This window comes from Novipirellula sp. (assembly GCF_041583735.1).
In the GTDB taxonomy this organism is placed as follows: Bacteria; Planctomycetota; Planctomycetia; order Pirellulales; family Pirellulaceae; genus Novipirellula.
This window is the reverse complement of sequence record NZ_JBFHFD010000189.1, coordinates 1-13,673: the sequence shown is the minus strand read 5'-3', so window position 1 is coordinate 13,673 and position 13,673 is coordinate 1. Positions and strand designations below refer to the sequence as shown.

10 protein-coding genes and 1 pseudogene are annotated in these 13,673 nt (G+C 54.8%); 2 read left to right on the top strand and 9 right to left on the bottom strand.

The genetic code is table 11. The features are described from left to right. The 3 genes and pseudogenes from ABX962_RS15520 to ABX962_RS15510 all read right to left on the bottom strand — a co-directional run. Positions 1 to 351: pseudogene (locus ABX962_RS15520) on the bottom strand (intradiol ring-cleavage dioxygenase); the annotation flags it as partial. Between the two features lie 219 nt (positions 352 to 570). After that, complete coding sequence (locus tag ABX962_RS15515) at positions 571 to 1,689, bottom strand: alpha-L-fucosidase (RefSeq protein WP_372720940.1); 1,119 nt, start codon at positions 1,687 to 1,689, stop codon at positions 571 to 573. 61 nt (positions 1,690 to 1,750) lie between these two features. After that, the gene (locus tag ABX962_RS15510) at positions 1,751 to 2,713 is read right to left on the bottom strand and encodes an alpha/beta hydrolase (protein ID WP_372720938.1); all 963 of its coding nucleotides are present in this window, start codon (positions 2,711 to 2,713) and stop codon (positions 1,751 to 1,753) included. Positions 2,714 to 3,072: 359 nt separating this feature from the next. Here ABX962_RS15510 and ABX962_RS15505 point away from each other — a divergent pair, with 359 nt between their 5' ends. Both ABX962_RS15505 and ABX962_RS15500 read left to right on the top strand, forming a co-directional pair. Continuing rightward, positions 3,073 to 5,094 carry a sensor histidine kinase gene (locus tag ABX962_RS15505; RefSeq protein ID WP_372720936.1) on the top strand — a complete coding sequence of 674 codons (2,022 nt, stop codon included), beginning with the start codon at positions 3,073 to 3,075 and terminating at the stop codon, positions 5,092 to 5,094. 11 nt (positions 5,095 to 5,105) lie between these two features. Then, positions 5,106 to 5,780 carry a response regulator gene (locus tag ABX962_RS15500; RefSeq protein ID WP_372720934.1) on the top strand — a complete coding sequence of 225 codons (675 nt, stop codon included), beginning with the start codon at positions 5,106 to 5,108 and terminating at the stop codon, positions 5,778 to 5,780. 145 nt (positions 5,781 to 5,925) lie between these two features. On the opposite strand, the gene ABX962_RS15495 is transcribed toward ABX962_RS15500, so the two are convergent. The 6 genes from ABX962_RS15495 to ABX962_RS15470 all read right to left on the bottom strand — a co-directional run. Continuing rightward, positions 5,926 to 7,218 (bottom strand): class II aldolase/adducin family protein, encoded by a 1,293-nt coding sequence (locus tag ABX962_RS15495; RefSeq protein ID WP_372720932.1) that lies wholly within the window; start codon positions 7,216 to 7,218, stop codon positions 5,926 to 5,928. Between the two features lie 289 nt (positions 7,219 to 7,507). Next, positions 7,508 to 8,992, bottom strand: coding sequence for an aldehyde dehydrogenase family protein (locus tag ABX962_RS15490; protein WP_345684974.1), 1,485 nt, complete (start codon positions 8,990 to 8,992; stop codon positions 7,508 to 7,510). A 102-nt stretch (positions 8,993 to 9,094) separates the two neighbouring features. Then, entirely contained in the window at positions 9,095 to 10,573 is a 1,479-nt protein-coding gene (locus ABX962_RS15485; RefSeq protein WP_372720930.1) for a rhamnulokinase family protein, read from the bottom strand. After that, a complete protein-coding gene (locus ABX962_RS15480) occupies positions 10,573 to 11,331 on the bottom strand; it encodes a class II aldolase/adducin family protein (protein WP_345684976.1) in 759 nt (252 codons plus the stop codon). Before ABX962_RS15480 ends, ABX962_RS15485 begins: the two co-directional genes overlap by 1 nt. Before the next feature lie 154 nt (positions 11,332 to 11,485). Further along, the gene (locus tag ABX962_RS15475) at positions 11,486 to 13,285 is read right to left on the bottom strand and encodes an L-fucose isomerase (protein WP_372720928.1); all 1,800 of its coding nucleotides are present in this window, start codon (positions 13,283 to 13,285) and stop codon (positions 11,486 to 11,488) included. After that, positions 13,245 to 13,673 (bottom strand): hypothetical protein (locus ABX962_RS15470; RefSeq protein ID WP_372720926.1); only part of this gene is annotated, 429 nt, incomplete at its 5' end. The genes ABX962_RS15470 and ABX962_RS15475, both read right to left, overlap by 41 nt.

Genomic DNA, 13,673 nt, shown 5'->3' with positions numbered 1-13,673 from the left:
GTCGTTGGTGTTGATGTAGACCGCGTTATTATCGACTTGCCAAATTTCGACAAACGCGTTGCGTACGGGGTTGCCTTTGGCGTCCAACACACGTCCGCTCAGGTGAGTGATTTCGCCTACTGCCGGCGTGATTGAATCGTTGATCACCAACAAGTCGTTGTCGGTATCCAGCGGCATCTTGTTAGGATAAAACGGCCCCTCGGTCTGTGGCGGAGTCTCGATCAATTCGGCGAACACGGTCGATGTGGACATCGCGGTCGCTGCCAATGCGATTCCGCCTTTCAACATTTCCCGACGACCAACGACACCGCGAACAAAGCTGTGGGGACCAATAAATTGGGGGCGGATCATGGGATTTTCTCGACCTGCGTTTTTGGGGGCGGGAAGCGATCGGACGCGGTTCCTACGCGGATACGTTCGATGTATGCGGCGTTACACGCTGAATTGCGATGCTCGTGCTCGATCCTAGCGTTTGTATTCTATCCTGATTCAACCCGCCACGTGGCCATCCGTTTCGCTTGGTTTCAAGCGAAATTTCAGTAAAGTTAGCCTTCCCCCGCCGGGTTTTACTTACCCCTGACGCCGTCTGCGACCGACTTCCCGTAGCGTCGCGAGATCTTCGGGATGAATCGATCCATCGGGTAGCGGTCCCGTATTGAGCAGCAGATTTGCGTTCATCGATTTCGCAGTGGCCAGCATCTCCATCACTTGGTCTGCGGTTTTGTGTTTGCCATCGTCGGATTTCATGTAGCCCCATCCATGCGGCTGTAACGTGTCGCAGATTTCCAAAGGAACGTCCGATTCGCCTTTCCAATGACGCTCGGGGGCTTTGAAGTCCTCGGTCCCCAGCAGACCTTGTTTGTAGGACACCAACACCTGAGGCTGCATCTGATGAATGTGATCGTACAGTTCTTGTATTTTGAATTCATGCATCTTCTTTTTGCGAGATGCTGGCGTCGCGTGACCATCGAGCCAGATCCCCGCGATCGGCCCATAGTGGGTCAATAGTTCTGTGATTTGGTTTTTCATGAACTCGACGTAGATCTGCAGGTCGTGTTCTTTGCCGCTGGCATAAAATGTTTCGGGTGGATCGTACTTTGGCCGAGCCGATCCGCCCCACCCCCAATTGTTCGGCGCGTGGGGATGCCGCCAATCACGACCGTGCGAATAATACAGGAAAAAGCCTAGTCCCTTGTTTTGGCACTGCTCGGCCAGTTCCGCGACGAGATCTCGCTTTGCCGGCGTGTTCGTGCTTTTGAACTCGGTGTACTTCGAGTCGAACAGACAGAAACTGTCGTGGTGCCGCGTGGTCAGATTGATGTACTTCATGCCGGCATCCAATGCCATGTCGGTGATGAAGTCGGCATCAAAATTTTCAGCCGTAAACCGACTAGCTAGTTTCTCATACTCTTTGACGCGGATCTTCTCTTTGATCATCACCCATTCGTGGCGTCCTAGCAGCGAATACAGTCCGTAGTGAATGAACAAACCAAATTCGGCTTGGCGAAACCACTGTAGCGCCGCCGCCCGAGGAGCAACCGCGTACTGTTCGGCCACGTCCTGCAGATACGAAGGAACGGAGGCATCCGCGTCAGTCGCCGCTGCAGTATCTTCGGCGACGGCAGCGGAGGAAGTGGCGATCGCGGCACCGGCAAGTCCTGAGGCAATGAAATCGCGGCGTGAAATCATGTGTGTCTTCTCTGTCGATAGGGGAACGGTGATAGAAATGACGTAAAGCAAAATCGGACGTTTACTTTGGGTTTCGCGTTAAACGATCGATCAAATAGTCGTGGACCGTGCTGTGTTTGGCATCGGGGGCGCCGGGGTAATACAACTCGCTTTCGACGTTTTTGGATTGAAGGTGCTCGTGCAGCTTTAGTCCAAAGTTGGAGGTGTGCGTTGGGTCTCCTTGTCTCTGGCCGATCGCAGGTGTATTGCTATAGAACAGATACGTTGGTGGATCGTCGCTGGAGACCAACGCATAGGGAGAATACTCGGCGATCCAATCAGCAAGCCGATCGCGTTGAGCGAGAAAGGCATCGAAGTCCAATTGGAATTCTTTTGGCCCCGGTTTGAAGATTCCAAAGGCGTGACTGCCGTAGTTGCTATTGGGTGTCCATTGTTTCATCTGCAGCGGATCCAATGTCGTCTGCGGACGAATCGTCGCCGTGCAAAACAATCGCGTCGATTGGCGGGCCACCGGATCGTCGCTGTCGGGGTCTGCCATGTCATCGTGAAAGGCAAGCCACAGACTGGTGCAACCACCGGCGGAACCGCCACTGGCCGCGATCCGCTGTGGATCGAAATTCCATTGGCTCGCTTTCGTGCGAACAAACTGCAACGCTCGTGCTGCGTCTTCGAGCGGCGCTTTCACGGGCGGCTTGATGTCTGCCGCAACCGCGTCTTGGATATAGCGATACTGGATCGAGACCACCGAGATTTTGTGTTCGAGTAAGATCGATAGCATGCTCATCAGATTTTTGTCTTGCGGATCACCTCCTTTCCATCCACCTCCGTGGATATAAAAAACCAACGGAGTGGGCGAATCCGATTCTGCTTGCCAAAAATAGAGTTTTTGCTTGGGATGCTCGCCGTAGCGTACGTTAGCGAATGTCGGCTCCGGTGCATTCGTGGTTGATTGAGCTTGTGACAATTCATGGCACGCAAGCACGATGGTGGTCACGGCAACGAGCGAGCGGAGTGGGGGAATCATGTTTTGAGGCCTCAATTAGAGTTTTGTTGACAGCATCCGAGCTGCGGTTTAAAAGTCGTGAACGTCTTGAATCGCATGTGAATTGACGGATCGTCAACCATCAACGCTAGCTGCAAAGGGGGCGTTGTCATTGGCTAATTGCGACTGGGGGGTGATGAATTGCGACATGCCTGGTTTGTATCACCCGTTCTTGTCTCCTCGCCCAGATCGTCGCCGGATCGGTCCCGTCCACCGCCGTTCGGCGAAGTGCTAATTGGCTTGATTGAGGATCACCGTACCCCGTAATAGCTCTTGCAGGTGCTGCCCACTATGCTGAGTTTACGTGAGACACGTTTTGATTGTTAGGAATCGTGGTGCTGATGTATCTGGTTCGAAGATATTTATTGACATTCGCTGCGTTTGGCGTGATTGCGTTGATCATGGGGGGGCTCACCTCGGGGAACTCCCATAGTGAAGCGGATGCGGAGGAATTGCGTCTCAAGCGACTCTCGATTTCGGCACTGGAACACCGTTTGGCAAATATTGACGAACAACTTTTGACGCTCGCCCAGCCGAGTATGCGAACGGGAGTGGGAGCGGTCGGATACCGTTCGATCGCAAAAAGCGACCCTAGCGTGGGCGAGTGGATTCAGATCGATTGGGAGCAAGACGTCACCCTTGATCAAATCGTGCTCGTGCCAACGATTTGGCGAGACACCGTCAACGGATTTCGAGCCGATGGATTCCCAATCGAATTTCGCATCTTGGTGGGCGCCGCAGGTCAGACCGAAGGGGACGTGGTTGCGAGTTATTCGGCCTCCGATCATCTCTTGCCCCGTGTGGCTCCGTTGGTTGTTTCGTTCCCGGCGACCGATGCGAGTTGGATGCGACTCGAGGCGACTCGGCTTTCACCTCGCGGTTGGGACGGGATGTACATCCTGCAGCTATCTGAAATTTTGGTTTTTAGCGGTCAAGAGAATGTTGCGCTGAAACAATCAGTCGATGTGTCCTCGGAAGATCAGTTCGAATTGCGTTCCGCTCGGCACAAGCAGCATTTGGTGGATGGTTTTGTTCCTTATCTGATGGACGCTTACGAAGGAAACCAAAGTTTGGCATTTGTCAGCGAGATTGGAGTGGGCGACTCACCCGAAATTGTGATTGACCTCGAGCAAATTTTGCCACTCAGCCGCATTCATTTGCATGCAACCGATTTGAGCGATACGGTGCCCCAGACGGTTCCCGAGGATTTTGGGATACCGCGTTCAATGCGAATCGAGGGCGCGAACGAGCCTGGTTTTTCCGATGTGGTTTCGCTCTGCGAATATCAGATGGAATCGATCTTTGAAGCTGGACCGATCATCATGCGGCGGTTTCCCGAAACCCCATGCCGCTACGTTCGATTGGTCGTCGACAAACCATATATCTACTCAAATGGTGACCGTACGGGATCCCGAATCGGTTTCGCAGAGATTGAACTATTTTCCAACGGACAAAACGTCTCGGTGGGCAAACCAATCCGCGTCAATTTCAAAGCGGACAGCCCGTTGAGATCGCTATCCGCGTTGACCGATGGAAACAATCTGTTTGGCGAAATCTTGCCAATACGGCGGTGGATGGAAGAGTTGGCGAAACGGCACGATCTGGAGTCAGAGCGACCGTTGCTGCGAGCGGAATTGTATGGTCGGTATCAACTTCAAAAGACCAATTTGAATCGTTTGGCCTGGTTAGCTGGACTGCTTGGGTTTGTCGCCGTTTGCACTGTGCTGGTGGAACGGATCGTTCGTCAACGTGCGGTCTATCAAACTCGCCAGCGAATTGCAGCAGACCTGCACGACGAATTGGGGGCAAATCTGCATGCGATTGGACTGCTCGGTGATCTCGCTCAGGCGACCGCGGATTCACCTGATAAACTAAAATCGTTGTTGCAGCGGATTCGCGATTTGACCGAACGTAGTGGTGCTGCGACCCGGTACTGTTCCAATATGTTGGAAGCCAAAGGCTTGTTCGGAGATCTGATGGATGACATGCGGCGAACTTCAACAAGAATGATGGCCGATTTGGAACATGAGATTTCGTTTGAAGGTGAATCGTTACTGAGTGAACTGAAACCAGCCACCCGGATTGATCTGTTCCTGTTCTACAAAGAGTGTCTCGTCAACATCTTGCGGCACTCTGGGGCAACGCGGGTAACAACGCATCTAAAGGCGGATCGACGTGAGTTGTGTTTAACGATTACTGACAACGGAAGTGGCTTGGAAAACTCATCGGGCGATCGGGTACCTCGTTCACTCAGTCGCCGATCACGGTTGCTTGGGGCTCAAGTTGATGCCCGTGATTTGGAAAACCATGGAACTCGTATCACGTTACGATTGCGTACAAGAAAGTTTTGGAATTGGGTATGAGGGGCATATCGATGGGGAATTTGATTCGTGTCATGTTGGTCGAAGACAACGTGGAATACCGTGAGGTGATTCGGTTGGCTTTGGAACAGGAATCGGACATCAAGTTGATCAGCCAGTTTGGTACCTCCGAGATCGCACTGCGGTGGCTACGAGACGCCGCGAGTGCCGATGTCCCCGATCTGATTCTGCTCGATTTGCGACTGCCGGGAATGGACGGCCTCGACTCGCTTGTCTGTTTCCGCGAGTTGGCGCCGAAGTCAAAAGTCATCATTTTGACCCAATCCGATCAAGAGAAAGATGTGTTGCGGGCGATCGCTTCGGGAGCGTCGGGCTATCTGTTGAAATCTGCGAGGCTGAGCGAAATTACCGAGGGGATTCGTACCGTGTTCCACGGCGGTGCGTCGCTGGATAAAGGGGTTGCGATGTATCTATTGGAATCGCTGCAACAGAAGCGATCAAAGAGTGACGCAAACCATTTATTGACGGATCGCGAGTTCGAGATTCTGACGCTGATGGCCGACGGGTTGGTCAAAAAAGAGATCGCCGCGCGACTGAAGATTGGTTACAGCACGGTTGATACCCACGTCGCTCATATCTACGAGAAACTGCAAGTGACCAATGCACCATCGGCCGTCAATCGAGCCCATCGCTTGGGGATTTTTCCTCAACACGATCCGGAGTTTTAGGGGACGAAAGTCATTTTGACATTCCAGGTTCTCGCTCGCAGATCACGCGACTCGTCGGCCGATGGATGCCACTGAGTCGTCGTGCAGATGGCTTGCGATGTTTCGAGCCAATGCGGCAGTGGTAGGCACCGAAAAGGAGCTAGCACTATTTCAGATTGAACGCCGCTTTCAGTTCATCGATGACGCTATCAGGCATCGAGGCCACTTCGCCGATCGCTTTGGCGTTGATAACGGCTTCGGCCGTCGATTCGAGTACCTCCAGTCGATCGAAGGTGTCCAAAACGCTGCGTCCAGTAACGATGACCCCGTCGTTTTCGAGAATCGCTGCGGGCATCGATTCCGAGATATAACTAGCGAGCTGCTTTTCATCGCGATATTGGATGCCGTACGGTACGCGACGAACATCGCGAAGAAACACGTAGCTTTCGGGAATCGTCCGCACATCAAATTGAGAATCGGTCACACTAAACGCGGTTGCGTTGACGGGGTGTGCGAACACGATCGCTTGGACGCCCGGATGCTTTTCATAAATCGCTTGATGAGCACGCGCGGCACGGCTGGCGAGCTTGCCTGCTTCACGTCGATCTCCGCTGACCAGAACGAGGTCTTCGACACCGAGAAGTTCTCGATCTTTCTGTGTTGGTGTAATTAAGAACGCGTCTTGATCAAGCCGCGCCGAGAAACTGCCTTCGGTGCTGATCAGCAAGCGTTGACGACAACCGCGGCGGACAAACTCGCACAACTGGCGACGCAGTTCTTGTTCCTTGGGCGTTGCCGTAGCCGGTTCATACGAATCGAAATCGACTCCTCGATCGGCTGCTTGTTGCAGGTGGGCGTCGTCAAGGAAGCGGACTTTGCCAAGCTGTGATGCTTTGACCAGCGTTTTGCCGGCAAATTCAAATGCTTCAAATCGCTCAAACGCGCGGGCCAACGATTCACCACCGACCACAACGCCGTGATTTTCCAAGATCACACTGTCGCACCCTTCGGCAAACGTGGCGGCGATGTTGGCGCCGAGTTGCTCGCTTCCGGGACACGCATACGGCGCAAAACCAAGTTGCCCACAAACCGAATGGGCTTGGTGGAACAACCGCGTATTCGGCGTTTGACGACAAATACTGAATGCAACCAACGCCACCGGATGGGCGTGGACGATCGCACGAATGTCGGGACGTGCTTCGTAAATCGCCTTGTGAAACGGGAACTCCGAGGAAGGCGGATGCAGCCCGTCGACGGTTCCATCGGCTTTGACGCAAACGATGTCTTTTCGAGTCAGGTTGCCCTTGTCGACCCGAGCCGGTGAGATCCAGATGTCACCCGCTTCATCGCGGATCGATAGATTGCCGCCCGATGTGGTGGTCATGCGATATCGATAGATACGATCCATCGTTTGCATGATCTCATCGCGAGGGTGTATCAAATGGCGTTTCGCAGTCATTGGAACTGTCTTTTAAGAATGAAATGTGAGTAGCACAGGCTGCCAGCCTGTTTTCAAAGCTGTAGTACAGGCTGCCAGCCTGTAACTGAAATCGTAGTGCAGGCTGCCAGCCTGCCATAGCGCCCGGGCGGCGCAAACCGCCCAGTCAAAATCGACGTTCCACTCGCTGCCACCGGGCGAGGCCCCGAGGCGTGCCGCTACCCAAGTAGACGGCATCGGCCGTAAACCACTGAGGCGTGCATCCGACCCGGCCGCTTACGCGTCGCGGCTCATGCTTCCCCGTTAGCCCTTACAGCGGGCGGACGACCGAAGTGCTGCGGTAGTAATCCATCAACGTTTCGACCGACAGCACGCCGCCGCCTAGACCGCTCTTGTTCACCCCACCATAAGGAACGCCTTGGGCGAACACGTTGTGTGCGTTGATCCAGCTGTTGCCGGCGACCATCGACTCGGCGACGCGTGCGGCACGGTCCATGTCTTTGGTCCACACGCTATTGGCCAATCCGTACTGGGTGTCGTTGACCAATTCGATCGCTTCTTCTTCGCTATCGAAGACGCCTAGATAGGCTACCGGGCCGAAGATCTCTTCGCGAGCGGCGACGTTGTCCATCGAACCGGCCAACAAGGAGGGCTCGATATAGTTGCCGTCGTTTCCGTCGACGGTGGCTTCACCGCCTCCGCAAAGGCACTTCGCTCCTTGAGCCTGCCCTTTTTCCAAGTAGCCGAGGACACGTTCACGCTGCTTTGGATTGACGACGGGGCCCATCTCGCTTGACGGATCCAGCGGATGGCCAACGCGAACGTTCTTCATCAATTCAACACAACGCTCGGCGAACTCGTCATAGATATTGCGATGGACCAACCAACGGGTCGCATCACAGCAGACTTGTCCCGAGTGAAACGTGATCGCGCCAACCAGTTTCTCAGCGGTTTCAGCGACATCGACATCGTCGAATACCACTGCCGCTCCCTTGCCACCGAGTTCCAATTTGACCGGTACCAAGTTGCGTCCGCACGTTTCGCCGACCAATTGGCCGACTTCGGGGGACCCGGTGAACGACATTCGTTTGATGTTTGGGTTGGCGGTCAACGCGGCACCAGCGGTGGCACCTCGTCCGGTGACGACATTGATCACGCCGTCAGGCACGCCGACCTTCTTGGCCAATCGAGCCAGATAGATCGCTGACATCGAAGTGTCTTCGGCCGGTTTGATGATGACGGTATTGCCAGCAGCAAGTGCCGGTGAAATCCCCCAGCCGATCAGCAGGAATGGAAAGTTCCACGGAAAAATGAACGCACATGCACCCCAAGGTTGTTTGTAAGTCCAAGCGTCGTAGCCTTCGACATCCAACTTCGTACGGGGTTCGACTTGGCCAGCGAGTTTGACAAAGTATCGCAACGTATCGACAAAGTTTTGCACGTCCCCTTGCGCCTGGGCTTCGATCTTTCCTGCGTCGAGTGCTTCGATTTGCGCAATGATCGGTTTGTGTTCCTCAACGGCGTCGGCCAAACGCAACAGGATCGCGCTGCGGTCGTCGTACGACAATGCGGCCCAAGCTGGAAACGCTTCGCCAGCGATCTCGACGGCGCGATCGATTTCCGATGCGTCCAGATCGTGAATGTTGGCGAGATGTTCGCCGGAACCAGGATCCAAGGTTGCCACGACCTTTCCCGATGCGGCAGGGAAATCTTTGCCGCCGACAAAACTAGGTAGATCTCCGCGGCTGAGGAATTCTGCGACTTCGGGAAGCCGATTGCTGGTTGAAACGCTCATGACATACCTTTGGTTAAATGCAAGAAATAGTTTCGTTTAGGAGGGGATTGGTGCGACGGGCGGCGTTTGGCATCGCAATGGTGGCAACGCTCCATCGTACCTTTATTTTCCACCGCGTACCAATTCGGTAAAACGCTGTCGTGTCTGCTCCCACAACTCCGAGGACTCGGGTTTATAGGTGGCAATCGTAAACGAATCGCGGACCACGCCGCGGAGTTCGCTGAGCGATTCCAAATCGCCCATCGCCATCGCCTGGATCAATACATTACCGATCGCCGTCGCCTCGACGGGGCCAGCATACACTGTACGGCCGGTGGCGTTGGCCGCCAATTGGTTTAGCAGCGTGCTTTGGCTGCCTCCGCCGACAATGTGCAGCTTCGAAATCTGGCGACCGGTCAATCGCTGCACCGTGTCGAGTGTCCGTCCGTACAATAACGCCAAGCTCTCGAGGATACAGCGAGCGTATTGTCCGGGAGTTTCAGGAACTGGTTGGTTGGTTTCTTGGCAATACGAATCGATCGCCGTCGGCATGTCCGCGGGACTCATGAATCGAGGGTCATCCGGATTGATCAGCGAACGAAACGGCTCGGCTTGTTCGGCAAGCTGGTTGATTTCAGCGTAGTCGAGCGTTTGCCCTTGCTTCGCCCAACTTCGCCGTGATTCCTGCAGTAACCACAGCCCGACGATGTTCTTGAGGAATCGCGTGGTACCGTTAAGTCCGGCTTCATTGGTGAAGTTTTCCGCGAGAACGTCATTGTTGATCCGAGGATCCGGCAATTCGATACCGATCAACGACCACGTTCCCGAACTCAGATAGGCCCAATCGTCGCCTTCCGCCGGCACCGCTGCGACCGCGGCCCCGGTGTCGTGCGAACATGTCGCAATCACTTCGACAGGCGACAATCCGGTCTCGTCACCTACTTCGGCAAGCAAGGGACCAAGCCGAGTCCCCGAGGCGACGATCGGAGGAAAGATTTTCTCAGGCAATTCAAATTGTTGGATGAGCTCGGCGGACCATTGGCCTGTGGTGGGATTGTACAGCTGCGTGGTGCTGGCCAAGCTCACCTCGGCACGCCCGACACCACAAAACAAATAGTTCATGTAGTCGGCGATGTTCAAAAACTGGTCCGCGATCTGCAACAAATCGGAGTTTTCGTTCACATCGGCGATCAGGTGATACAGCGTGTTGATCGCCATAAATTGGATGCCGGTTTCGGCAAAGATCACCTCACGACCCGGTTGCTCTAACGCAGCCGCATAGGTTCGTTCGGTCCGTGCATCGCGATATTGATAGGGCAGCCCCAACATCGGTTGGCGGTCATTGAACAACACATAATCGACGCCCCACGAATCGACACTCATGCCGGATGCCGCTACGCCTCGAGCAGCCACCATCCGCAGACCTTGCTTGAGTTCGTCAAAGATCCGCGTGATGTTCCAACGCAGCGAATTTTGAATCTTCGTCGCGCCGTTTGCGAAGCGATGAATCTCTTCGAGTGTCAAGCGTCCGTCGCGGAGCGTGCCCAAGATGACACGTCCACTCTCGGCGCCCAAGTCGCAGGCAATGTAATGTTTTTCCATTATAGTTTCAGCGCACGTTGGCGATAATGTTCGTCGATCCGGTTGGCAATCCGGTCCACGTCGTCAGGTTCTAGGAACGTCGGTCCGCCAAGGGCCGCGGCACCAACAAAGATTTCGGCCGATTTGTGAGCCATCAACATCGCGGCTTTGACCGCACCCGGCGTTTTGCCAAGCGTGATCAGCCCATGGTTCTGCAGCAGGATCACTCGTGGTGGGGCTCCGAATTCGTCGATGAATTTTTGGCACTTCTCGCGAATGACTTGCGACAGCTTTAGTCCAGGATCCGTGTACGGCACCAACACCGATTGGGGACCACAACAAACGATCTCGTCGGGGAACAACTTTCGCGTGGCGAATTGCTCCGCCAACGGAGAACATAAAATCTGGTTCACCGTAACGCTGTGAGTATGCCCGACGTACTCGATCCCCGGTAACGACAACAGGTAGGCATGGAACAGGGTTTCGACTGACGGCTTTTTCGACTTGGGATCGACACGGCAAGCAAACAATTGGTCTTCGATCTGTTGGTCGCTCAACTCGTCGTTACCGAGCATTTCAAGCAGCGGAGCAAAATGACAAGCAACCAAGTCGTCCTCGCTGAGCGTTTCCAAGCAACTGCCGCTGGCTTTGACGAAAAACGTCTTGTCGTCAATCTTGGCCGACGTGTTGCCTTCACCAAGGATCGCCAATTGTCGACGCTCGTCGCCGAGGAACTGCGATAGCGAAATCAGTTCTTGTAAGGTTGCGTTTGAGTTCATTTTGTTTGCTTTGTAAGGAAGCTTTGCTCGGGTCGGTCCCGCGGTATCTGCGAAACCGTTTGATTGATTCGCCTCTAGTATTCATTCACCGGCGAAGTCCATTCGCCGGCGATGATGCTCGCTCGGTGGCAGATGCCTAAGTTTGCCGTCTCGTTTACTGTCGCCCGTACAATGGGCCGAACGTTTCACAGGCACGGAAATCAGCGGATTCACGATTTTCGGTGCCGAAAGCGTTCCAAGTGCTCGGACGGAAAATGCGATCTTCGGCAACGTTGTGCATGTAAACCGGGATCCGCAGGATCGACGCCAACGTGATGAACAAATGACCGACGTGACCGGCAGTCAAGACACAGTGATTGGCGCCCCAGTGGTTCATGACTTCGTATGTCGAAGAGAACGCACCGCGGCCGGTGATCGTTGGCGCGAACCAGGTCGTCGGCCACGTCGGGTTGGTGCGTTGGTCCAAGACATCATGGACGTCATCGGGAAGATCGACGGTGTAACCTTCGGCGATTTGAAGTGCGGGGCCGAGTCCTGCGATCAAGTTAATACGGGTCATCGTTGATGGCATCCCACCGCGAGTGCGGTAGCGGGTGCTCATGCCGCCGCCGGGAAAGTATTCCGTGATCGACGGATGCCAAGTCGTGGCCTGCAAACACTTCTGCACTTCGTCGTCGGTGATCTCCCAATACGGCTTCATCGTCGGTTGGCCGTCCTGTTCCTGTTGCCCGGTACCATCGAGAGTCGCTGGCCCCGAATTGATCAAGTGCAGCAGCCCATCTTTGGCGTGGCCATCGGGACGGTAACCGTCACACGCACCGGCGATCGCGTCGGGGCTCCAGTACGTCCGCAAGTCGGCAAAGATCTGGGCCGTGTTGGTCAATAGGTGGCCAAACAGCATCGTCGCGCCGTTTAACGCATCGTTTTCAGTGGCAACGATATAGGGAGCCCGTTTGCCGTTCCAATCGAAGGACGAGTTCAAGATGGCTTCGAGAAAGTCACCATTGGGAAAATGATCGGTCCATTGACGTTGGCCCTGAAAACCGGCTGCGATCGCTTGATGCCCCTGAGCTTGTTCGCCAAGTCCCATTTCCGTCAATCGTGGGTTGCCGACCATCAAGTCACGGGCGATCAACGCCATCTTCACGCTGTCGGACCATTCGCTGTCGAGTTGTTCACGACTGCGAACTTGATCCTCGGCGTTGTAATCTTTGCCTTCGGGGCAGTTTTCCTTGACCCACGCCAACGCTTGCTCATATTCCTCGGGATCAAATTGGTCCTTTTGCATGCGGCCAATAAACTCGCTCATGTCGATGTCTTCGACCCGCATACCCAGCCATTTTTCCCAGAAACTTTGGTCGACGACCGAGCCCGCGATGCCCATCGAGGTGCCACCCATCGACAGGTACGCTTTGCCTCGCATCAGCGCGACGGCTAGGCCGCAACGGGCAAAGCTAAGCAATTTGTGCTGGACATCGTCAGGGATCACCGAATCGCCAGCGTTCTGGACGTCACGTCCGTAGATTCCAAAGGCGGGCAATCCTTTTTGCGAGTGACCGGCCAACACCGCAGCCAAATACACCGCACCAGGCCGTTCGGTGCCATTGAATCCCCACACCGCCTTGGGACGCAGCGGATCCATGTCCATCGTTTCCGAACCGTAACACCAACACGGGGTGACGGTCAGCGACACGCCCACGTTTTCGCGGCGAAATAACGCTTCGGTCGCAGCCGCTTCGGCGACACCGCCGATACACGGGTTCGCGACCACGCACTGCACCGGTTCGCCATTGGGGTAACGGATGTTTTCGGTCAGCAGCGTTTTGACGCGTTGAGCCAAGGCTTGCGTTTGCTCTTCAAGCGATTCACGCACTCCCCCCAATCGTCCATCGATCGTGGGGCGGATACCGATCTTAGGTAGTTCGCCTTGCCATACGGTAGTGATGTCCGCCATCGAAAAATCCTTTGTGTAGAGACTTGGAGGTGTAGGGTTTTGTAGGGGGTGTGAAGCTGGCTCGGTGAAGTGCCCGGCAATGATTTTGACCGTGATTCTGTCCGTAGTGCCAGCGAACGGAGTTTGTCTTGACTATGATTTGATTAACTGAAGTGGTGCCACGCGAACCTTGTTTCAGGCGGCGAAAATCGCCACGCATTCCGCTATCGGCATTCAAGTCACCAATCGTCTCTGTAAGATTCGCTACCGCATCGGCCAAACGCCATGCGGCGTGACAACGCGGGACGCCGTTCGCCGCGAGCGACTCGGGGCACGATGACACGACCGGCTCAGCCCGTGCGTCCTTGATTCTAAAGCTAATAATACCGGCGATCAATCTTGCTACAAT